General features: G+C 65.3%; 17 protein-coding genes, 1 tRNA gene and 3 pseudogenes. 9 read left to right on the forward strand and 12 right to left on the reverse strand.

What is annotated here, in order from left to right:
• The first annotated feature begins 91 nt into the window (after positions 1 to 91).
• On the forward strand, positions 92 to 1,261 hold the full coding sequence (locus ABHF91_RS06340; RefSeq protein ID WP_409422619.1) for an amidohydrolase: 1,170 nt from the start codon (positions 92 to 94) through the stop codon (positions 1,259 to 1,261).
• A 151-nt stretch (positions 1,262 to 1,412) separates the two neighbouring features.
• Here ABHF91_RS06340 and ABHF91_RS06345 read toward each other — a convergent pair whose 3' ends face one another.
• A complete protein-coding gene (locus ABHF91_RS06345) occupies positions 1,413 to 2,516 on the reverse strand; it encodes a 5-(carboxyamino)imidazole ribonucleotide synthase (RefSeq protein ID WP_409422620.1) in 1,104 nt (367 codons plus the stop codon).
• Positions 2,513 to 3,007, reverse strand: coding sequence for a 5-(carboxyamino)imidazole ribonucleotide mutase (gene purE / locus ABHF91_RS06350; RefSeq protein ID WP_409422621.1), 495 nt, complete (start codon positions 3,005 to 3,007; stop codon positions 2,513 to 2,515). The genes ABHF91_RS06345 and purE overlap by 4 nt, the downstream gene beginning before the upstream one ends.
• Before the next feature lie 244 nt (positions 3,008 to 3,251).
• Here purE and ABHF91_RS06355 point away from each other — a divergent pair, with 244 nt between their 5' ends.
• The gene (locus ABHF91_RS06355) at positions 3,252 to 4,166 is read left to right on the forward strand and encodes a LysR family transcriptional regulator (protein WP_409422622.1); all 915 of its coding nucleotides are present in this window, start codon (positions 3,252 to 3,254) and stop codon (positions 4,164 to 4,166) included.
• Positions 4,167 to 4,682: 516 nt separating this feature from the next.
• On the opposite strand, the gene ABHF91_RS06360 is transcribed toward ABHF91_RS06355, so the two are convergent.
• The 3 genes from ABHF91_RS06360 to ABHF91_RS06370 all read right to left on the reverse strand — a co-directional run bounded on the left by ABHF91_RS06360 (position 4,683) and on the right by ABHF91_RS06370 (position 7,683).
• Complete coding sequence (locus tag ABHF91_RS06360; protein WP_409422623.1) at positions 4,683 to 5,591, reverse strand: dimethylarginine dimethylaminohydrolase family protein; 909 nt, start codon at positions 5,589 to 5,591, stop codon at positions 4,683 to 4,685.
• Between the two features lie 11 nt (positions 5,592 to 5,602).
• Positions 5,603 to 6,826 carry a M20 family metallo-hydrolase gene (locus ABHF91_RS06365; RefSeq protein WP_409422624.1) on the reverse strand — a complete coding sequence of 408 codons (1,224 nt, stop codon included), beginning with the start codon at positions 6,824 to 6,826 and terminating at the stop codon, positions 5,603 to 5,605.
• 71 nt (positions 6,827 to 6,897) lie between these two features.
• Complete coding sequence (locus ABHF91_RS06370; RefSeq protein ID WP_409422625.1) at positions 6,898 to 7,683, reverse strand: LuxR C-terminal-related transcriptional regulator; 786 nt, start codon at positions 7,681 to 7,683, stop codon at positions 6,898 to 6,900.
• 216 nt (positions 7,684 to 7,899) lie between these two features.
• Between ABHF91_RS06370 and ABHF91_RS06375 the strand changes: the two genes are divergently transcribed.
• Genes ABHF91_RS06375 through ABHF91_RS06385 form a run of 3 tightly spaced genes read left to right on the forward strand, consistent with a single transcriptional unit; the run spans position 7,900 to position 11,241 of the window.
• Positions 7,900 to 9,405: a purine-cytosine permease family protein gene (locus ABHF91_RS06375; protein ID WP_409422626.1), complete on the forward strand. Its 1,506-nt coding sequence runs from the start codon at positions 7,900 to 7,902 to the stop codon at positions 9,403 to 9,405.
• Between the two features lie 4 nt (positions 9,406 to 9,409).
• Complete coding sequence (locus ABHF91_RS06380) at positions 9,410 to 9,829, forward strand: YybH family protein (protein WP_409422627.1); 420 nt, start codon at positions 9,410 to 9,412, stop codon at positions 9,827 to 9,829.
• Entirely contained in the window at positions 9,826 to 11,241 is a 1,416-nt protein-coding gene (locus ABHF91_RS06385) for an aldehyde dehydrogenase family protein (RefSeq protein ID WP_409422628.1), read from the forward strand. The genes ABHF91_RS06380 and ABHF91_RS06385 overlap by 4 nt, the downstream gene beginning before the upstream one ends.
• A gap of 98 nt (positions 11,242 to 11,339) precedes the next feature.
• Here the strand turns inward: ABHF91_RS06385 and ABHF91_RS06390 are convergent, their stop codons facing one another.
• Both ABHF91_RS06390 and ABHF91_RS06395 read right to left on the reverse strand, forming a co-directional pair.
• Positions 11,340 to 11,945 (reverse strand): HAD family hydrolase, encoded by a 606-nt coding sequence (locus ABHF91_RS06390; RefSeq protein WP_409422629.1) that lies wholly within the window; start codon positions 11,943 to 11,945, stop codon positions 11,340 to 11,342.
• 198 nt (positions 11,946 to 12,143) lie between these two features.
• Positions 12,144 to 13,328: an MBL fold metallo-hydrolase gene (locus ABHF91_RS06395; RefSeq protein ID WP_409422630.1), complete on the reverse strand. Its 1,185-nt coding sequence runs from the start codon at positions 13,326 to 13,328 to the stop codon at positions 12,144 to 12,146.
• A gap of 288 nt (positions 13,329 to 13,616) precedes the next feature.
• Here ABHF91_RS06395 and ABHF91_RS06400 point away from each other — a divergent pair.
• Together ABHF91_RS06400 and ABHF91_RS06405 are read left to right on the forward strand one after the other, a co-directional pair.
• Positions 13,617 to 14,114, forward strand: a pseudogene (locus tag ABHF91_RS06400) (EthD domain-containing protein); the annotation flags it as partial.
• Between the two features lie 132 nt (positions 14,115 to 14,246).
• Positions 14,247 to 14,423: pseudogene (locus ABHF91_RS06405) on the forward strand (LysR family transcriptional regulator); the annotation flags it as partial.
• A 21-nt stretch (positions 14,424 to 14,444) separates the two neighbouring features.
• Here ABHF91_RS06405 and ABHF91_RS06410 read toward each other — a convergent pair.
• Complete coding sequence (locus ABHF91_RS06410) at positions 14,445 to 15,338, reverse strand: LysR family transcriptional regulator (RefSeq protein WP_409422631.1); 894 nt, start codon at positions 15,336 to 15,338, stop codon at positions 14,445 to 14,447.
• A 99-nt stretch (positions 15,339 to 15,437) separates the two neighbouring features.
• On the opposite strand from ABHF91_RS06410, the gene ABHF91_RS06415 reads away from it, so the two are divergent.
• Both ABHF91_RS06415 and ABHF91_RS06420 read left to right on the forward strand, forming a co-directional pair.
• Entirely contained in the window at positions 15,438 to 16,808 is a 1,371-nt protein-coding gene (locus ABHF91_RS06415; RefSeq protein ID WP_409422632.1) for an MFS transporter, read from the forward strand.
• Between the two features lie 12 nt (positions 16,809 to 16,820).
• Positions 16,821 to 17,254: pseudogene (locus tag ABHF91_RS06420) on the forward strand (LysR family transcriptional regulator); the annotation flags it as partial.
• A gap of 192 nt (positions 17,255 to 17,446) precedes the next feature.
• Here the strand turns inward: ABHF91_RS06420 and ABHF91_RS06425 are convergent.
• The 4 genes from ABHF91_RS06425 to ABHF91_RS06440 form a co-directional block, all read right to left on the reverse strand.
• Positions 17,447 to 17,522, reverse strand: a tRNA-Thr gene (locus tag ABHF91_RS06425).
• A 118-nt stretch (positions 17,523 to 17,640) separates the two neighbouring features.
• A complete protein-coding gene (locus tag ABHF91_RS06430; RefSeq protein ID WP_409422633.1) occupies positions 17,641 to 18,327 on the reverse strand; it encodes a hypothetical protein in 687 nt (228 codons plus the stop codon).
• Between the two features lie 56 nt (positions 18,328 to 18,383).
• Positions 18,384 to 19,763 (reverse strand): alkaline phosphatase, encoded by a 1,380-nt coding sequence (locus tag ABHF91_RS06435; RefSeq protein WP_409422634.1) that lies wholly within the window; start codon positions 19,761 to 19,763, stop codon positions 18,384 to 18,386.
• 22 nt (positions 19,764 to 19,785) lie between these two features.
• Positions 19,786 to 21,201: an alkaline phosphatase gene (locus ABHF91_RS06440; RefSeq protein WP_409422635.1), complete on the reverse strand. Its 1,416-nt coding sequence runs from the start codon at positions 21,199 to 21,201 to the stop codon at positions 19,786 to 19,788.
• Positions 21,202 to 21,414: the final 213 nt, after the last annotated feature.

Consider the following 21,414-nt stretch of genomic DNA (forward strand, 5'->3'; position numbering starts at 1 on the left):
CCGGGAGCCCCGCGCTTGCGGCGATCCCTGTGCTTGCTGCGGGCCAGGGCGGCGGCCTAGACTGGCGCTTTGCCCTCCTTGAGGAAGCGTCATGCCTGCATCTTTGCCTGCGCTGCTGCCCGGGCTTATCGCCTTTCGTCACCGGCTGCACGCCCAGCCGGAACTCTCCGGCGCCGAACAGGCCACCGCCGCCGCCCTGGCCACGGCGCTGCGAACCTGCCGGCCCGACAGCCTGCTCACCGGCCTGGGGGGGCACGGCCTGCTGGCCAGCTTCCAGGGCGCCCAACCCGGTCCCACCGTGCTGCTGCGGGCGGACTTCGACGCCCTGCCCATCACCGAATGCCCGCAACACGATCACGGCTCCCAAACGCCGGGGGTGGCGCACCTGTGTGGTCATGACGGCCACAGTACCGTGCTGCTGGGGGTGGCCCAGCTGCTGGCCGAGGATCGTCCGGCGGCCGGGCGCATCTGCCTGCTGTTTCAGCCCGCCGAGGAGACGGGGCAGGGGGCGGCCGCCGTGCTGGCGGACCCGGCCTTCGCGACGTGTCAGCCCGATTATGTCTATGCCTTTCACAACCTGCCGGGCTTCCCCCTGGGGCAGTTGGTGCTCAAGGAGGGCGCCTTCACCGCGGCGGTGCGCAGCCTGGCGCTGCGGCTCATCGGCCGGCCCTGCCATGCCGCCGAGCCCGAGCACGGCATCAACCCGGCACTGGCCATGGCCGAGCTGCTGCAGCGGGCCGATGCCCTCAACCTGCGGGATCCCGGCCACCCTGACTTTGCCCTGGTGACGCCGGTGCACGCCCGGCTGGGGGAGCTGGCCTACGGCACCAGTGCCGGGGAGGGGGAGCTGCACTTCACCCTGCGCAGCTGGCAGCAGGGGCGGATGGATACCCTTAGCGGCGCCTTGCTGGCGGCGGTGGCCGAGGTGGCCGAGCGCCACGGCCTGGCGGTGGAGTCTCGCTGGCTGGAGGAGTTTGCCGCCTGCCACAATGATCCGGCGGCGGTGAGCCTGCTGTCTCATGTCGGCGCGGCCCTGGGCATGCCGGCCCAGGCGCCGGAGTGCCCCTTCAAATGGGGAGAGGATTTTGGTCTCTTCACCCAGCGTTACCCGGGCGCCCTGTTCGGTCTGGGAGCCGGGGTCAATCAGGCTGCCCTGCATCAGGCCGATTACGACTTCCCCGATGATCTGCTGGCACCGGCCATCCGGCTGATGCACGGTCTGGCCCTGGCGGCCAGCGATCCGGTTAGAACCCGGCCCTGAGCCACGCCGTTGCCCTAATACCTGCCGTTGGCTGGGGCAAAAAGGGCGCCGGCGGCGGGCGCGGCGCCAAGACGACATGCAACAGGCTAGATGCAGAAAGAGCGATGGCCGGCGGCCACTCCCTGGTGGCCGGCCATCGCAAGGGGAAGGATCAAGGGGCGGGCAGGGCGCCGGTTTCCTCCAGCCACTGCTGCAGTCGCTGGCGCTGGCGGGTCAGCTGCTCCTGATCCGGCTGGCGCAGGGTCAGGTGACCCACCTTGCGGCCGGGGCGCGGCGCCTTGCCGTACAGGTGCAGGTGGGCGCCGGCCTCCGCCAGGGCGGCGGGCTCCGCCGGCCAGCGGCCGATGAGGTTCAGCATGGCGGTGGGGGCGATGAGCGTCGTCTCCCCCAGCGGCCAGCCGCAGATGGCCCGCAGATGATTGGCAAACTGGCTGGTCTGGGCCCCTTCCAGGGTCCAGTGACCCGAGTTGTGCACCCGGGGCGCCACCTCGTTGGCGATGAGCCGCCCTTCACAGACGAAGAACTCGATGGCCAGGGTGCCCACGTACTGCTCCGTCTCCAGCAGGGTCCTGGCATAGCCTTCGGCCTCGGCCTGCAGCGGGTCCGCCGCCTGGGGCTCGGAGCAGATCAGGATGCCGTTGCGGTGCAGGTTCTGCGTCAAGGGGTAGCAGCGGATCTCCCCCCGGGTGTTGCGGCTGGCCACCAAGGAGACCTCCCGCTCGAAGGCCACCCCGGCCTCCAGGATGGCGGGACGCCCCTCGGCCTGTCGCCAGATCTCGGCTAGATCGCTGGCCTCGTGCAGGCGCCACTGGCCCTTGCCGTCGTAACCCTGCTGCCGCCACTTGAGAAAGGCCGGGCAGCCCAGCTCGGCCACCGCCGTCTGCAGCTCAGCCAGACTCTGCACGGATCTGTGGTCCGCCACCGGAATGCCGAGGCCCTGCAGCCACTGCTTCTCCAGCCAGCGATCCCCGCCCTTGGCCAACACCTGGGGGCTGGGGTAGACGGGTCGGCGGGCCGCCAGGGCGGCCAGCACCTCGGCGGGCACGGACTCGGACTCGAAGGTGATGACGTCGGCCCATTCCAGCAGATCGTCACGTTCCGGCAGGGCCTGCCAGGGGATCCGGTGCCAGGGGGCCAGTTCGGCGGCGCAGCTCTCGGCGGCCGGATCCACCAGCTGGCAGCGGATGCCCAAGGGCGCCGCGGCCAGCACCAGCATGCGGGCCAGCTGGCCGCCGCCCAGGATCAACACCTTCATGCCGGCAGCCTCGGATCGTCCGCGTCCAGCACGGCGTCGGTCTGGGCCCGGCGGAAGGCGTGCAGCGCCTTGCGCACCTCGGGATACTGGTTGCCCAGCATGCTGGCGGCCAGCAGGCCGGCGTTGGCGGCACCGGCCTTGCCGATGGCCAGGGTGCCCACGGGAATGCCCTTGGGCATCTGGACGATGGAGAGCAGGGAGTCCATGCCATTCAAGGCCTGGGACTGCACCGGTACCCCCAGCACCGGCAGCACCGTCTTGGCGGCCACCATGCCCGGCAGGTGGGCGGCGCCACCGGCCCCGGCGATGATCACCTGCAGGCCGCGGGCCTCGGCGCCGGCGGCGTAGTCGAACAGCCGATCCGGGGTGCGGTGGGCGGAGACCACCTTGACCTCGTGGGGGACGCCCAACTGCTCGAGCATCTCGGCCGCGGCGCTCATGGTGGCCCAATCGGACCGGGAACCCATAATGATACCTACCAGGGGTTGCATCGCTTTCTCTCCATTGCCCTCGGCCCGGAGGCCGGTAATTCGGAACTGTTGCCAGGCATACGTTTGCCTCTGCCTGGCAACTGGGTCTGGCTGCCGGGTGGGAGACGGAAGGGGCGGGTTGGCCACCTCGCTCAGGCCGCTTGGCCGCTCACCACTCCACCGGCAGGCGGGAGTCTACTCAGACTGGAGCAGCAATAAAAATCGAATATAATTGGCGCTATGTTCGCCACAGACTGATAAGAAGATGCTCAACTACCGACAGCTTTACTACTTCTGGCAGGTGGCCCGCCTGGGCGGCATCACCCGCGCCGCGGAACAGCTGCACCTCACCCCCCAGACCCTGAGCGGCCAGATCGCCGAGCTGGAACGCACCCTGGGCACGCCCCTTTTTCACCGGCAGGGCCGCCGGCTGGAACTCTCTGCCGCCGGCGAGCTGGCCCTGCCCCATGCCGAGCAGATCTTCTTGCTGGGCAACGAGCTGGAGGCCCTGCTGCACCAGCCGGCCCGTCAGGGGGAGCTGACCCTCAAGGTGGGGCTCACCGATGCGGTGCCCAAGTCGGTGGCCTACCGGCTGATGGCGCCGGCCCTGGGGCTGGCCCAGCCGGTGCGCCTGGTCTGTCACGAGGAAAAACCCGAGAAGCTGTTTGCCGAGCTGGCGTTGCATCACCTGGATCTGGTGATCTCCGACCGGCCCCTGCCGGCCTCGGTGGGGGTCAAGGGCTACAGCCACCGCCTGGGGCAGTCGCCCCTCATCTGGGTCGGCACCCCCGCGCTGGCGGCGGCCTGCCGCGCCGATTACCCCAACAGCCTGCAACAGCTGCCCCTGCTGCTGCCCGGTGCCAACGCTGCCCAGAGCGCCCCCCTGGCCCGCTGGCTCAGCGAGCAGAAGTTAACCCCCCGGGTGGTGGGGGAGTTTGACGATTCGGCGCTGATGAAGTCGTTCGGCGAGGCGGGGGTGGGGCTGTTCCCGGTGCCGGAGGTGGTGCTGGAGGAGGTGTGCCGCCACTACGGCGTGGAGGCGGCCGGCCGGCTGGATGCGGTGCCGGTGAGCTACTACGCCATCTCGTTGGAGCGGCGGCTCACCCACCCGGCGGTGCTGGCGGTGACCGAGCGGGCCGCCCAGATGCTGGCCGAAAACAAGGCCGGCCCTCAGGGCTGAGGGCCGGTAGGTAGTTGTCATCTATAAACCACCGTTTATGGAGGCGAGTTAAGCGGTTAGCCGCCAAGGCGCATATTCAGAATAAGCCCCCGTCGCTGCCTGCGGCATTTAACTCTCTAACAGGATCCCATCCCTTGTCGCTGGCCGAGGAGGGCGTGCTGGTCGGGCGCGAGGCAGGGATGCCGAGCGAGTTATCGCCGTGTTGGGAACACGTCGATAACGACCGAAAAGTCGGCACGCTGGACGAGGGAACCCGCAGGGCCAGCGGGCAGGGATTGCTGGGGATTGCCAAGGGGGACAGCAAGGTCCCCCTTGGCCCGCCCCGCCAAGCAGTAGGTAGGAAGCGCCCGATAGCGGATAAACGGCGGCACGGACAAAAATTAGCCTCAAACAACGTTCGTCGGTTTCTACCACTGGGCTGATAGTCTGACGCATGAATGAGGCGACCCCCTTCTAGGGGGCGAATCAAAGCCACCTGCATGGCAGGTGACTTTTTACCGGAGGATGTTAAGCGGCCTAGCGGGGCCGACGCTTCAACGGCTGGCACATGCAGTGCACGCCGCCGCCGCCCTTGGTGATCATGCCGATGTCCGGATCCAGCACCGTCAGGCCCCGGGCCAGACACTGCTGCTTGAGCGCCAGGCTCTCCTTGGGCAGCAGTACCCGCTCCCGCCCCAGGGACATGATGTTGCAGCCCAGCTCCATGGCGTCCTTGTAAGGTACGTCCAGGATGTCGATGCCCTTTTGTTTCAGCCAGTCCAGCAGGCTGTCCGGCACCACGGCGGTACAGACCGCCGCCAGCTTCTCCGCCACCATGATGCACTGCACGTCCAGGTGCAGGAAATGGGGGTCGAAGGGCACGGTATGAAACTCCCAGCCCTCCTGCTCGAACCAGCCCTTCACCTGCTGGATGCCGGCGGGGCTGGTGCGCTCCCCCGAATAGCCGCACAACGCCACCCCGGGCTCGATCAGCATGAAGTCGCCGCCCTCGAAGGTGCCGGCGGTCACCACGTCATATACGGGGATCTGGGCCTGCTGGTAAAACTCCAGCACCGTCAGCCATTCGCTGCGCCGCCAGGGGCTGAACATCTGGCAGATGATGGGGCCCCAGGGGGTCATCACGGAGGAGTCCCGGGCAAACACCGCATAGGGCTGCTCCGGCCGCGGTTGCAGGAACTGCACCTCCACGTCTGCCTGGCGGTAGGCATCCAGCATCTCGCCGTACTGCTGGCGGGCAATGCCGGCATCGAAGGGGGTGCCGTTGGCCAGGTGGCGGCGGGAGGTGGCATTGCCGTCCCGCCAGCTGTAGTGGTCGATGGGGCCCACCAGCACCCGCTCGAGAATGTCGGTTTCGCTGGCCATGCCCCACTGTTGCAAGGGGGCCGTCTGTCCGCCGTCCTGGCGGTGTTTCCAGGGTGAAGTCATCTTGAGTGTCCTTATTGATCCAGTGTCAGCAGGGTGTGCAGCAGTACGTCGGCGCCTTGTTGCAGATGCTCGGGCGTGGCGTACTCCTGCTCGTTGTGGGAGAGGCCGTCCCGGCAGGGGATGAAGATCATGCCGGTGGGGCCGAGGCGGGCCAGGTAGACGGAGTCGTGGCCGGCGCCGGAGACTAGGTGGCGGTGGGCCAGGCCCAGCTGGTCACAGGCCTGGGCGATGGCGGCCTGGCAGCCGGCATCGAAGGCCACCGCCGGGGAGCGCCACAGGGGGCGGATGCGGATCTGCAGGGCGCCCAGGCTGAGGGTGCACTTGTCCTCCACCCAGGCCGCCAGCGCCTCCAGCACCGCCTGTTGCGGATGGCGCAGATCCAGGGTGAAGCGCACCTGGGGCGGCACCGTATTGGTGGCGTGGGTGGAGGTGGTGATGGAGCCGACCGTCAGGCGGGCCTCCTCGCCGGCCTCGGCCACCCGGCCGTACAGCTCAGGGAGCAGCTGCATCAGGGCCTGCACCGGATCCGTGCGCAGGGCCATGGGGGTAGGGCCGGCGTGGACCGATTGCCCCTGGATGATGACCTCGTACCAGTGCATGCCCTGCACCCCGGTCACCACGCCGATGGGCAGGCCGGCGCGCTCCAGCACGGGCCCCTGCTCTATGTGCAGCTCCAGGGCGGCGTGGAAGGCAAAGGGCTGGCAGGGCTCGCTGCCCAGCTGGCCGCTCGCCTCCAGGGCCTGGCGCAGGCTGATGCCCTGCTGGTCGCTGTGCTGGTACAGCTCGGCCTGCTCGAACACCCCGGCGAAGACGCCCGAGCCCATCATGGCCGGGGCGAAGCGCGCCCCTTCCTCGTTGGTCCACACCGCCAGCTCCACGGTGCGGCGCAGCCGGTGGCCGGCGTCCTGCAGGCTGTGCAGCACTTCCAGGGCGGCCAGCACGCCGTAGACGCCGTCGTAGCGGCCGCCGGTGGGTTGGGTGTCCAGGTGGGAGCCCAGCAGTATGGGCAATAGCTCGGGCTGGCTGCCGGTGAAGCGGACAAACAGGTTGCCCATGCTGTCACGGCGGGGCAGGCCGCCCAGGGCCTGGCACCAGTTGATGAAGCAGTCGCGGCCGGCGGCGTCTTCGGCGGTGAGGGCCTGGCGGTTGCAGCCGCCGTTGGCCAGGGCGCCGAAACCGGCCATGGTCTGCAACCTGTCTTGCAGTCGGGCACCTTGGGTGTGCAGTGTCGCCATCTTGACCTCTTGGCTGGGAACCTGGGGTCAATCTAGCCAGCGGCGGGGCTGGAGGGTATCCCTCAGTTGGGTTAGCCGGGGTGGAGCACCTGGTCGAACAGCTTGCCCAGCAGCTCCTTCTGCGAGTTCACCTCCAGCTTGCTGTAGATGTTCTTGCGGTGCACCCGCTCGGTCTCGTAGGCCATCTCCAGCTTGTTGGCAGACTCCTTGCTGGAGTAGCCGCGGATGAGCAGCTGCAGCACCTCTTTCTCCCGCGGGGTCAGCTTGTCCTCACCGAAGTTGAGGATGGCCTGCTTCACCGGCTCGTGGGAGCCGGAGTCCGCCACGCCGTGCTGCTTGTCGTGCATCTGCACCGCGGCGCAGATGAGCGGATAGAAGGCCTTGAGGCGGCCGAGCCCCCGCTGGTTGAAACTCGACAGGCTGCGGGTGCGGCCCAGGGAGAGGAGGTAGCACAGCTGGTGATCGGTCTGGACCACCAGGCAGACCTCGTCCATCAGCTCGGAGTAGCGGAAGTATTCGTCGTGGTAGGCGCTCTGGTAGAAGTCATCCGGCGCTATCTGCGCCAGGCTCACCACCCCTTCGCCCCCCTGCATGGCGTAGTCGTAGAAGGGGCTCAGCAGGTAGGCCCCCTGCAGGTAGCGGTCCCAGGCGGCCAGCTCGTCGCTGGCCAGGGAGGAGCCCAGCACCACGGGGCGGGCCGTGGGGTGGTAGGCCAGGATGACGTAATCGTCGTAGCTCACCGCCAGGCGCAGCAGGTAGACCAGCTTGTCGAAAAACTGCGGATGGTCGATGGCCAGGATCAGATCCGCGGCGCCGTGGATCAGGGTCTGTTCGTTGATATCGCGCGCTGCCGCCATGAAAAACGTCCTGTAGCTGGGGAGACACTGGAAGGAAAAACATCCTAACATAGGGCGCCGAGGGCGGGGCAACCAATAAATAGTCAATTTATTTCAATGCATTAGCTTCAAAGTGACCCCATCTACCTCAACCGGGTGATTGGCGCCCTGGCGTGGCGGCCTATGATGGGATGCATTCGTAAAAGGAAGTTGAATTGCCACCACAGGGAGCAGCCTATGACCACCTCAAGCCATGTCATGCAAGTCGAGCCGTTTGGCATCGAACCCATACCGGATGCGGAGCGCAACGCCTCCGTGCTGGATTTCATCCGCCTGCAGTGGGGCGGCGCCAACACCCTGGCCTCCGCCATGCTGGGGGCCTTTCCCATCCTGTTCGGCCTGTCGTTCCAGCAGGCGCTGCTGGCCACCCTGCTGGGTATCATAGTGGGGGCCCTCATCCTCTGCCCCATGGGGATCTTCGGCCCCACCACGGGCACCAACAACGCCGTCTCCTCCGGCGCCCACTTCGGCGTGGTGGGGCGCATTGTCGGCTCCTTCTTGAGCCTGCTCACCGCCATCTGCTTCTTCTCCCTGAGCATCTGGTCTGCCGGCGATGCGCTAGTCGGTGCCTTCTGTCGCATCGTGGGCATGCAGGAGAGCCCCTGGCTGTTCGCCCTGGCCTATGGCCTGTTTGCCCTCATCGTGCTGGTGGTGTGCATCTATGGCTTCCAGTTCATGCTGCTGGTGAACAAGGTGGCGGTGGTGCTGGCCTCAGTGGTGTTCCTGGTGGGCTTCGTGGCCTATGCCGACAAGTTTGACCCGGCCTTCGCCGGCGCTGGCATGACCACCGACTCGCCGGAGTTCTGGCCGCTGTTTATCGGCGCCACCCTGATCGTCATGTCCAACCCCATCTCTTTCGGCGCCTTCTTGGGGGATTGGACCCGCTATCTGCCCCGCCAGACCGGCAAGGGCAAGATCATGCTGGCCTCCCTCATCGCCCAGCTGTGCACCCTGCTGCCCTTCGTGTTCGGCCTGGTGACCATGGCGGCCATCGCCCAGTACGCGCCGGAATACGTGGAGAGCGCCAACTACACCGGCGGCCTGCTGGCCATCTCGCCACTGTGGTTCTTCCCGCTGCTGATGCTGCTGGCGGTGATCGGCGGCCTGTCCACCGGTACCACGGCCCTGTACGGCACCGGCCTGGACTTCTCCAGCGTCTTCCCCCGGCTCTCCCGCACCCAGGCCACCATCCTCATCGGCGTGCTGTCCATCGCCATCATCTTCCTGGGGCGCTTCGCCTTCGATCTGGTGGCCTCGGTGACCACACTGGTGACCCTGATCATCGTCACCACCACCCCCTGGATGGTGGTGATGACCCTGGGCTATTTGCACCGTCGCGGCTTCTACTGCCAGGACGATCTGCAGCGCTTCAACCGCGGGCAGGAAGGCGGCATCTACTGGTTCTACAAGGGCTGGAACCTGCGGGGCATGCTGGCCTGGATCCCCTCCGCCCTGGTGGCCCTGCTGACGGTGAACATCCCCGGGCAATTTGTCGGCCCCTGGGGTGAGCTGGCGGGCGGCCTGGACATCTCCTTGCTGGTGGCCCTGCTGCTGCCAGCGGTGCTCTACCCCCTGCTGCTCAAGCTGAGTCCCGAGCCGGCGGCCGTGTTCGGCCCGGCCCAGGCCGAACCGACGGCAGCGGCGCCGCGCTTTGCCAATCAACTGAGCCCCATGCCGGAGTGATGCCATGACCTTTGCCATGCAACTGTGCGCCAGCCCGCAGCCGAGCCTGCAGCAGGCCATCGACACCCTGATCGACTGTTTTGGGCGCCACGATACCGAGGGCTACTTTGACTGTTTTCATCCCGAGGCGCGGTTTGTTTTTTACACGGTACCCGGTGAGGTGCTGAGCAAGGCGGCGTACCGCCAGCGCTGGCAGCAGTGGGAGCAGGAGGACGGCTTCCGGGTGCTGGGCTGTGAGTCCATTGAGCCCGAGCTGAGCGAATATGGCGATTGCGCCGTGCTGAGCCACAGGGTGCGCACCCGGCTGTGTATTCAGGCCGGGGAGCTGACGCTCGAGGAGCGGGAGTCCATCGTCTTTGCCCGGCAGGATGACGGCCGCTGGCTGTGCATCCACGAGCACCTGAGTGCCGGGGAGGCCGTATGACCGCCTGGCAACCCACCCGCACCTCAGGCGTGCTGGTGGCCGGCCAGTGGCAGACCGGGGAGGGGGCGCGCTGGGAACTGATCGATCCCCTGACCCGTCAGGTGCACGGCCAGTTGCAGGGCGCCTCGGCGGAGCAGCTGGAGAGGGCGGTGGCCGCCGCCCGTCAGGCCCTGGCGGATTGGCGGGCCCTGGGTTACGCCGGGCGGGGTCAGTGGCTGGCGCGCATCGCCGCCGCGGTGCAGCAGCAGGCCGAGGGGCTCATCGCCCTGCAGCAGCGCTACAGCGGCAAGCCGGCTCACGAGGCCAGCATGGATGTGGCGGACGTGGTGGCCACCTTCGACTACTACGCCCAGCTGTGTGAGACGCTGCCCGAGCGCCAGCCGGTGGCGGTGCCGCTGGCCGAGGTGGCGGTCAGCTACCAGCGGGAGCCCGTGGGGGTGGCGGGGCTCATCACCCCCTGGAACTTCCCCATGGTCACCAGCGCCTGGAAGCTGGCGCCGGCTCTGGCCGCCGGCTGCACCCTGGTGCTCAAGCCCTCCGAGCTGAGCCCCATGGCGGAGCTGGCCCTGCTGAATATCATCCAGGGGCTGGGCCTGCCCCAGGGGGTGGTGAATCTCGTCCCCGGCGGCGCCGAGGTGGGTCGCTGGCTCTGTGCCCACCCGGGCATCGACAAGATCTCCTTCACTGGCAGCCGGGCCGTGGGGCAGCAGATCCTGCAGGGGGCTGCCCAGCGCATCCAGCGGGTCAGCCTGGAGCTGGGGGGCAAGTCTGCCCTGATAGTGCGAGCGGATGCGGATCTGGATCTGGCCGCCCAGCTGGCCTGCGACGGCGCCTTCTTCAACGCCGGCCAGATGTGCTCGGCCACCTCAAGACTATTGGTGCACCGCCACTGCTATGCTCCCCTGCTGGAGCGGATCCGCCAGCGGATGGCCGACTACCAGACCGGACCGCTGATCAGTGCTGGGCAGCTGGCAAGGGTGGCGTCCCTGGTGGCACAGGGGTTGGCCCAGGCGCCGGATCTGGCGCTGCATCAGGTGCCGCAGCATGAGGCGGGTTTTGGCTTCCCCCTGACCCTGGTGGAGGGGCTGGCCGTGGACAATGTGCTGTGGCAGGAGGAGATCTTCGGCCCCGTGCTGTGCACCATGGCCTTTGACAGCGACGAGCAGGCGGTGGCCCTGGCCAACGACAGCCCCTACGGCCTGGTGGCCACCCTGGTGAGCCGGGATCTGGCCGCCGCCGAGGCCTTGGCGGATCGGCTGCAGGCCGGCACCGTCTGGATCAACACGCCGCAACTTATCTTCCCCCAGGCCGCCTGGGGCGGCTACAAGCAGAGCAGCCTGGGCCGCGAGCTGGGCCCCTGGGGCCTGGAGGCCTTCAGCGAACTCAAGCACCGGCTGGTAAGCGCCGGCTAACTGCCGTGGCCTGAGGCGGCACCGCCGCCAATCGAGGCTGGATCCGATGGCGTTGTCCCGCATGGGGGACGCCTCGGTCCTCCGCCCCGAGGGACGCCCTAGAAGTCGAAAAACGCCTGAAGCGCGGGCTTTAGCCCCTGATGATCCGTGACGTGCACCGTCTGGAAACCCAGTCGGCTGGCCTGCTGTATGTTGGCCAGCGAGTCATCGATAAACACGCAATCGGCTGCCGTCAGGCCATGTTTTTCCAGCAGGTGGAGGTAGATCTGCGGATCGGGCTTGATGGTATGCAGTTCCCCCGAGATCACCACGTCCTCGAAGCGGTACCAGAACGGCATGTTGGCGGCCAGGTGATCGGCGCACTCCATCCCCATGTTGGACAGGCCGAAGGCCCGGTAACCGGCGTTTGTGATGGCCTCCAGCACCTCGACCCCGGCGGCGATGGGGCTCAAGGAGGCGGGCACTGAGCCGTAGAGTTGCGCCAGTGTCTCCTCCGCCAGGCCGGTGCGGCGGGCGGCGCTGGGCACTATGTCGGCAAAGCGCTTGGTGCCCAGATCGATATCCACCCAGTCCTGCTGACCGAACAGCGCCTGGGCCAGACTTGCCTGATCCTGCAGCTGGCCGTTGGCGGTCAGGATTCCGATAGGGTCCCACTTGACCATGACATTGCCCAGATCGCTTACCAGTATGTGTCGCTTGCTCATACACACTCCCGCCCATGGCAAAGAGAAACACCAAAAGAAGATAGGAACGCCGGCCTGGGCCGGGTTCGCCAATGAACCCGCGGCGGTCGGTCGTCTTCGTCGGATTTTTTGCTCTTATGGGGCAGGTGTCAATGCCGTTGCCGCCGGCGGTGCGGTTGGCAAGGGAGGCCCCGGACGAGCGCCGGGGGCGGGGGACGCTCAGCGTTCTTCCACCGGGTTGGGGGTACCCTGGCGGGCCGCCGTCTGCGGGGCGGCCACCAGCGGGGAAGGGACGGGCTGCCACCAGGCGGTGCTGGCCTCGGGGGATGCCAGATCCAGCACCTGACCCGGCGCCGGGGTCAGCAGGGCAACGCTGTGCTTCTGGCTGAGGGCCTGCATCTGCTGCAAGGGTTCATCCCAGGCGTGATTGGCCAGGGCAAATTTGGCCACGTGGGCCGGCAGCAGGGCGCGGGCTTGCAGATCTTCGGCGGCCTGGGCGGCATCCTGCGGGCGCATGTGAATGTTGGCCCAGCGGGGGTCGTACTGGCCGGAGTCCAGCGCCACCAGATCGAAGCCACCGAAGCGCTGGCCAATGTCGGCGAAGTGTTTTCCATAGCCGCTATCGCCACTGAAGAACAGCTTGCGCTTCGGGCTCACCAGGGCAAAGCCGACCCACAGGGTCTGGTTCTTCTCCAGGAGGCGGCCGGAGAAGTGGCGGGCCGGCAGCAGGTGGATGTCGAGGCCCGCGTCGTTGCTTATCTTGTCGAACCAGTCCCCCTCGATGATCTGAGCCGGGCGGTAGCCCCAGCTCGCCAGGTGGCCGCCCACCCCCAGCCCGCAGATCACCCGGCCCACCTTGTCTTTGAGGGCCAGCACGCTGGGATAGTCCAGGTGATCCCAGTGGTCATGAGTGATGAGCAGGTAGTCGATGGCCGGGAAGTCCTCGGCTTGATATTGGTAGGTGCTGTCAAAGGCGGCGTTGACATAGGGCACAGGCGCCGCATCGCGGCTGAATACCGGGTCGATGAGCAGGCGCTTGCCGGCGAGCTGAACGTAAAAGGAGGAGTGCCCCAGCCAGATGAGCAGATCCGCGTTGGGGTCCAGCGCCTTGATCTCGGTCTTCACCACAGGGATCGGCTGCTCGGGTCGCAGCCTGGGCACCTTGTTAAACAGGCCGGAGAGCAGGATGGCGGCCGTATTGGTGTCGCCGGTGAGCACCTGGGTGGGTTCCAGATTGGTGAAGGCGCCATGGCGGTAGTGCGGCGAGGCCTGCAGGCGGCTTAGCCGCTCGCCGGTGGGCTGGCCGCCAAACTGCGGCTGGCGGGCATAACTCCACAAGGCCACCACCAGCCCCACCAACAGCAACAGTCCCCAGAGCAGCAGATGACGTACCGGTTCACTCATGACATAGACCTCGCTCGGGACAAAGAGAGGGGAAACCCGCATTGTGCTTTGCCGAGGGTGGGGCCTCCAGATACAAAGCTGCCGAACTCTTGCCTATTAGTCCGAAAAGGACTGCCGAGGGACGGCAGACATCACTCGGCATCGGTTGTTAGTTGCCGCGATGTATCGATGGATGGCTGAGGTGTCGGTTGTGGCCTTGATAGCGCAGAGTGCTTGGGCTTTGGCAAGGACACTACTGGGGCATTGCATTCAGACATGTCAATATGTGATGTCAGGACATTGCCTTCCATGCAGCCTACCGTCATCGGCCATGTTGAAGCTTACCGTCGCCCTCGCTGGGACGGCATCGCCTACCTGAACTTCGCCGGCCCCGAGGACATTGCCGTGGTGCTGGGCAATGCCCGCGTGCGCGAGAAAATCCTGCCCGAAGACCAGGCGATCTTCCGCGACATCGCCCCGGTGCTGGCGCGCCAATACGTCATCGTGCCGAGCGTCACGGGCTTTGATGCTGTCACTCTGGTCAAGCTCCATGTGCGCGACCCGGCAATCAGCCGCAAAGCCTTCCAGCAATGGTGGTTGCACGAGCATGCACCGCTGGCGGCGGCTCAGTCCAAGGGTTGGGTGCGGCGCTATGTGCAACTCCACAACATCGGGCCGACCGAGCCGGGCGAGCCGCTGTACCACCCGCAAGCCAGCACCATCGACGGGGTGACGCTGATGAGTTTCGTCAGCGTGGATGACCTGGAGCACTTCCTGCTCAGCCCCAAATACAAGGCAATCGCCAAGGACGAAGCGCCGAGGACGGACGTGGCGGCCAGCGAATGGTGGACAAGCATCGGCATGGTGCTGGTCAATCGCATCGCCCCGGACGAGCAACGGACCCAAGCGCATGAACTAAGTGAGAGACGAGGCGGCTATATGGAATTGCGCCATCTTCGCTGTTTCCTGGCCGTGGCCGAAGAACTCCACTTCGGCCGAGCGGCCAAGCGGCTGCACATCGGGCAGTCGCCACTGTCGCGCGCCGTCAATGAACTGGAGGAAAAACTGGGCGTGGTGCTGTTTGCGCGCACCTATGTGCGTATCGCAGCCGCCGGTTGCCGTTGCCAACTTATCAGATCATGGCGATGGCTCAGCCTCTAGTGTTTCCAAGCGAAGTCCCGGTTTCTGCGTGACAGCGTTGACCGCAAAATCCATCACGGCACGGACTGGCGCGGAACGGCGCAAATCGCGGTGCACGATCAGCCATATGTCGCGCGAGAACGTCGGGCCTTTGTGTTCCAGCCGTACCAAGCCGGGGTCTTCATCGCCCAGAAAACATGGCAGACCGGCAACACCGGCTCCGGCACGCGCTGCCGCCAGGTGGCCGCTGATGTCGCTCAGTTCGCAGCCAACAGTTCGGTTGCCGGCAATCTCCAGCAGCCATTGTTGCTGGGGCATCTCGGCAAACTGCGTGTCGTAGGCAATGAACGTCCAATCTTCCGGGCGGTGCATCGCCACGTAATCCGGGCTGGCATACAAAGCAAAAGGCATCTGTCCGAGCTTGCGGACCACGCTGCTGGACTCCTTGGGGCGCACCAGCCACAGGGCGACATCCGCCTCGCGGCGGCTGAGCGAGACCTGCTGCGCCTGCGCCAACACGGAAAGCTGGATGCCGGGATACTCGGCACGGAAATCCACGATCCGGCCCGCCAGCAGGTGCGTCACCAGCACCGGCGGCGCACTGAGCACCACTTTTCCAGCGAGTGGCTCCTGACTGGCATGCGCCAGTCGTTCCACGGCAAAGGCCGAAGTTTCCATGGCCTTGGCTTGCTCATAGACCTGTACGCCCATGGGCGTGAGTCGGCAGGAGCGAGGCAGGCGCTCAACCAGCGGAACCTGCAGCTCCGCTTCCAGCGCAGCCACGCGGCGGCTGACGGTGGCATGGTCCACGTGCAGCGACCGGGCTGCGCCCGACAAGGTGCCAGTGCGGGCGACCGCCAGGAAATGTCGGAAGTTCTCCCAGTCGAACATCTGTGCGTTTTCTCCAGTATGGAGTGCAATTCTAGAGAATTTACGCGGACATTTCCTCTCCCTATCATGCGAATCATCTCGGTTTATTGGGTACTTCTCGTGTCTTCGTCATTTCCTTCTGCGCGCGGTACGTTGCTGGCGGCCGCGCTGGGCTTTGTGGTCGTGCTGCTGGATGTCAGCGTCGTCAACGTCGCCCTGGATGCCTTGCGCCAGGAGTTCGCCACGGACGTGGCTGGGCTGCAATGGGTCATCAATGCCTATACGCTGGTCTTTGCAGCACTGCTGCTGACTAGCGGTGCACTCGGTGATCGCTTTGGCGCGCGGCGTGTCTTTCTTGTGGGCTTCGTCGTGTTTACGCTCGCATCTGCTGCGTGCGGCTTGAGCAGCAATCTGCCGATCCTGATTGCCGCCAGACTGATCCAGGGTCTGGGTGCCGCACTGCTGGTGCCGAACTCCCTGGCCATGCTGCAGCAAGCTTTTCCGGATCGCGAGCAGCGCAGCCGTGCGGTTGGCTGGTGGGGCGCGATTGGGGGCATGTCGCTGGCAGCAGGCCCGGTGTTGGGGGGGATACTGGTGACGCACTTGGGCTGGCGCAGCATTTTTCTGATCAATCTTCCCATCGGGCTGATCGGGACCTTCCTGACGTTGCGCTACGTGGCGCCTCATGACGGCAGCCACCGACGCAGCCTCGACTGGGCGGGCCAAGGATTGGCCATCTTGGCGCTGGTCGCGCTGACCATGGCGTTGACCGAGGCCGCACCGCTGGGTTGGGGACACGGCTTGGTTCGAGCTGCTTTCCTGCTGGCTGTGGCCGCAATCCTGGGTTTCATCTGGATCGAAGCGCATAGTCGCTCTCCGATGTTGCCGTTGGAGCTGTTCCGCATTCCGACGTTCACCGTGGCCTCCGTCGCCGGTGTGGTGGTGAACTTTGCCTATTACGGGTTGATCTTCGTGTTCAGCCTGTTCTTCCAGATTCAGCAGCAACTTTCGCCACAGTTGACAGGATTGGCCTTTCTCCCCATGACCGCCGTGCTGATGGCCGTCAATGTGCTGGCAGGGCGACTGATCACGCGCATGGGTGCTCGCCTGTTGATGGTATTGGGATTGACGCTGGCGGCTTTCGGGTATCTTCTGCTGATCTCGGTCAGCGTGGACGGCAGCTATTGGCTCTTGGTCATTCCGATGCTGTTGGCGGCCAGCGGCACAGCGCTGACAGTGCCGACCATGACCAACGCGACACTTTCGTCGGTGGATGCATCACGCGCCGGCATCGCGTCTGGCGTGCTCAATTCCGCCAGGCAGGTTGGCGGCATGCTTGGCGTTGCCGTCTTTGGCTATCTGGTCCGGGACACCGCGCCAGACGCCTTCATGCGCGGCATGCATGTGTCGATCGGCATTTCCGTGGCGCTCCTTCTGTCCGGCAGTGCCTTATGCTGGTTTGGCATGCGGCCAAGTCGTGCCAAGGCATGATGAGGCGAAGGCATGGAACTTCGACACCTCCGCTGCTTCCTAGTCGTCGCCGAAGAACTCCACTTCGCCCGCGCCGCCGAGCGGCTGCACATCGGGCAATCGCCCCTGTCGCGCACCATCAAGGAACTGGAAGAAGACCTGGGCGAGCTGTTGTTCATCCGCACCAGCCGCAACACGCGGCTGACCCGTGCGGGTAAGTTGTTCCTTGAGCATGTGCCGCGCGTCTTCACCGCCTTACAGCAAGCGCGCGACAGTGTGAAGGCGGCGGCCAATGGGTTTCATGGGCAGTTGCGCATCGCCCTGTCCGATGGCATTACGCCATCAAGGCTTCCGGCCTTGCTGGCGCTGTGTCGGCAGGAAGAACCCGAAGTCGAAATTCGGTTGTTCCAAGTGTCCTTGTCGCAGCAGATCAAGGGCTGCAAGACGACCTGTACGACGTTGGCTGGATGTATATACAGCAATTTAAGCACATACGGCCATCAGTATCCAAGCATTGCTAAGTGAAGAAGCGACTCGGCTGTGTGTCTGGTGGTCTTTAATGTCGAGTAAGCGATGTATCAGTAAGTACGCGAGTAAGTACGAATTTCACAAAAGCACAAAGGGTTAGCCTCGTGAAGAAGCTAACCCTTTGTTTTATATGGTGCCGGTAATAGGAGTCGAACCTACGACCTTCGCATTACGAATGCGCTGCTCTACCAACTGAGCTATACCGGCGGCTGCTGTATTTTGCCCTGATTGTCTGACAGATCAATCCCCTGGAGTTGTCTTGTCTCACAATCTGCCGGTTTGGCGGTGCGTTTGCCGTTTTTTTGTGCGCTTAGCCGCCGGCGGGTCAGTCCAAGAAGTCGCTGACCTCTTTTTGCTGGTAGTCGGCCAGCTGTTGCCAGGGCAGGGGACTGGGCAGGGCCGGCGCCAGGGTGGCGCGCATATGGTATTGGCGATAGCCGTCCTGGGTCTGACGGTCGATGGCCAGGGCCAGCTGCAGGCTGTCGGACCAGAGCACCCGCAGGATCTGGTCGCCCTGACGGCGTTCATACCAGCGGCTGTCGTGCTCGCCGGCCTCGCCGGTGGCGGTCAGCTCCTTGAGCTGGGCCGGGTCAAACAGCCGGCTCAGTTGCGCCCAGTCGGGGCGAAAGCCCGCCTGGCCGTATTCGGTGGCCGGGTAGAAGACCCGCTGTTTATGGTCGCCGTCTACGTATTCCAGATGAAACTGGCCATCGGCATCCTGGGTGACCCAACGGGCCGCCATCTCGGGGATGAAGTGCTTGTGAGGGGTCTTGCTGTGTTCGTGCTGATGTTCGAAGGCGTGACGCACGGACTCGGGGATCTGGCGCTCGCTCCACAGGGTATTGCCCTGGCGGATCCAGGTCTCGCGGTAGCTGTGGCGCTGGTCGATGCCGTCGGCACTCATCTCGCGGCTGTCAAACTGCAATGTGGCCATCAGATCCGGCATTGGGCTGGCCCACAGGGCCGGGCTCAGCAGGGCCAGCAGGCCGAGGAGGGGGCGGAGGGATTGCATAGGGTGTCCTTGTGGCATGAAGGGGCCACGGCAGGGGCCTGCCGTGGCCGGATGGATCACAGGCCCATGGCGCTCTTGACCTTGCCGAACACCTGGGTGTTGTCCAGGGTGCCCTTGAAGGTCTCTGCACCGGCGCCGTCAGCAAACAGCATCACATCGCCGCCGCCGTGGGTTTCGGAGGAAAGCTTGACGCCGCTTTCCTGCAGGTAGTCATCGGCCATCACCTGCTCTGAGGTCAGGTCTTCGCGGACTTCCTTGCGGTTGGGGCCGTTGCCGAAGGCCAGGGTGGTGATGGCGTTGCCGTCCAGATCCCGCTTCACAGTGAGATCGCTGCCTTCCTTCACCAGATCCAGGATGGGGTTGCCCAGGGCGGAGTAGCCGTTGATGGTCATGGTGTGGTCGTGATCCGCGGTCACCACGATCAGGGTGTTCTCCCGATCCACCTTGTCCAGGGCGGTCTGGATGGCCTCATCGAAGGCAACGGTATCCTGCAGCGCCCGCTTGGCATTGGTGCCGTGCAGGGCGTGGTCGATACGGCCCCCTTCCACCATCAGGAAGTAGCCCTGCTCGCCGGTGGCCAGCAGGTCGATGGCCTTGGCGGTCATCTCGGCCAGTGACGGCTCTGTGCTGCTGGCGTCGGCCTGGCGATCCAGGTCGTAGGCCAGGTGGGATGTCTTGGAGAAGAGGCCGATCACCCGGGACTGGCTGGCCGGATCCAGGGCCGAAAGTTCGGACTTGGTGGTCACGCTGCTCCAGCCCTGGCTCACCAGCTCAGCCGGCAGATCCCGACCGTCGGCGCGGCCCTTGGGGTTGCTGGTGGCGTCATAGGGGGTCCAGTAGTTGGCGCCGCCACCCATCAGCACATCCACTCCGTCACCCAGGGCGCTGTTGAAGCCGCTGCCGCCGGGGATCGCCTGGGCGGCGATGTCGTAGTAGGCGTTGCGATGACAGATGTGGGCGAAGGTCGCCGCCGGGGTGGCATGGGTCAGCTCTGTGGTGGTGATGGCGCCTACCTTCTTGCCGGCGGCCTTGGCCAGCTCCAGCAGGGTGGTGGCGGCCTCGCCGTTGTCAGCGCTGCAACCGGACAGACCGGCATTGCCGTTGGCGTCTTTGATCACCGACTCGGCCACCGTATCGCTGCTCATGGAGATGACTTCGTTGTTCATCTTCACCCCTGTCATGTAGGCGGACATGGAGGGCGCAGAGTCGGTGGTCTGGGCATCGTTGGAGAAGGTCTTGATCCGCGCGGTGCGGGGCAGGGTCTCCATGGTCAGTTGGCCGGCTTCGCCCACCTTGTAGATGCGGCTGGCGGTGACAGTGGTGGGGCCCATGCCATCGCCCAGAAAGAAGATGACGTTCTTGGCGGTGGTGGCCGAGGCCTGGGTGGCCATCAGAGCGGACAGCAAGGCGCTGGCCAGCAGGGTCTTGTTAAACATGGGTGTAGGCTCCTTGAGTCGGTTACAGAGCGGCCGCGGCCTTGATCTTGTCGAATACGGCGGTGTTTTCCATCACACCGTGGAAGCTGTCGGCCCCCTGGCCGATGGCGCCGAGAAACACATCGGTACCGCCGTGGGACTCGCTACCCGGGGTGCCGGTCTTGAACACCACCTCCTGGCGGTAGTCGTCGGCGCTGGTGGTGTCGTCATCCAGGGCCTCACGGGGGCCGTCGATGCGGTTGGAGCCGTTACCGAAGCCGATGATGGTGTAGGGGGCGCCATCGGCGTCGGTGGCGGGTTCACCGGCGCTGCTGCCGCCGTAGTTCTTCACCACCCCGAGGACGCCGGCCTGGCTGGCGGTGGTCTTGCCGGTCCGTTGGGCGTAGCCGTTGAGCACCAGCGTGTGGTCATGGTCGGCGGTGACCACGATCAGGGTCTCGGACAGGTCGGGGTCGATCACCTTCATCTTGTCCAGCGCCGTCTTGATGGCGTTGTCGAAGGCGACGGTATCCTGCAGGGCCCGCTTGGCGTTGGTGTCGTGCAGGGCGTGGTCGATGCGCCCGCCTTCCACCATCAGGAAGAAGCCCTCTTCCTTGCTGCCCAGCATGTCGATGGCCTTGGCGGTCATCTCCGCCAGGGACGGCTCCGTGGGGGCATCCCCGTTGAGGCGGTCCAGGTCATAGGCGAGGTGGCTGCTGTTAAACAGCCCCAGCAGGCGCTTGCTGGTGTCGGCAGCCACCAGCTCGTTGAGGTTGCTGGCGTACTGGTAGTCCAGGGCCTGCAGCTCACTCACCAGATTGCGCTCGTCGCTGCGCCCGCCGCCGGCACTCTTGGGCAGGAAGTATTTGCTGCCGCCGCCGAGGATGAGATCCACCCCATCCCCCAGGGCGCTATTGAAGCTGTCGGTGCCGGGTACCAGTTGGGCGGCGATGTCATATTCCAGATCCCGGTTACAGATGTGGGAATAGGTGGCGGCCGGGGTGGCGTGGGTCACCCGGGTGCTGGTGACCACACCTGTGCCCATGCCCTTGGCCTTGGCCAGCTCCAGCAGTGTGGTGACGGCGCTACCGGCGCTGTCGGCACAATCGGCCTCTTGGGTGGCGTTGGCATCCATGCTGATGACGCCGTTATTGCTCTTGACGCCGGTCATGTAGGCGGCCATGGAGGGGGCGGAGTCGGTGACCTGGGAATCGTGGGAATAGGTCTTGAGAAACGCCGTCTCCGGTAAGGTATCTATGGTCAGGTTGCCGTCTTCCCCCACGGCATAGATGCGGGCGGCGGTCAGGGTGGTGATCCCCATGCCGTCCCCCAGGAAGAAGAGCACATGTTTGGCGGTTGGCAGGCCCGGGCTGCTGCTGCGGGCGCTGTCGTCATCACTGTTGCAACCGGCCAGCAAGAGGCCGCCACACAGCAGGGCGAGGGGGGCGAGTCGTTTCATTTTGCGTAAGCTCCTTTGGGATCTGCTCCTTGAATAAAGCGGCTTGATGCTAGGGGGCCCGTGTGACAGCCAATGTGAAAACATGTGAACAATCTGCAACATTGCGCGGCGCCGTTATCGTATGGCTCCGATGGTTTTGCCCATGGCCCAATTAACCGCCACTTGTTCACAAAACTTGGAGATATCAGCAATTTTCGGGGAAAAGAGTGGTAT

The sequence above is a fragment of the Pseudaeromonas aegiceratis genome, assembly GCF_046254905.1.
Taxonomy (GTDB): Bacteria; Pseudomonadota; Gammaproteobacteria; order Enterobacterales; family Aeromonadaceae; genus Pseudaeromonas; species Pseudaeromonas aegiceratis.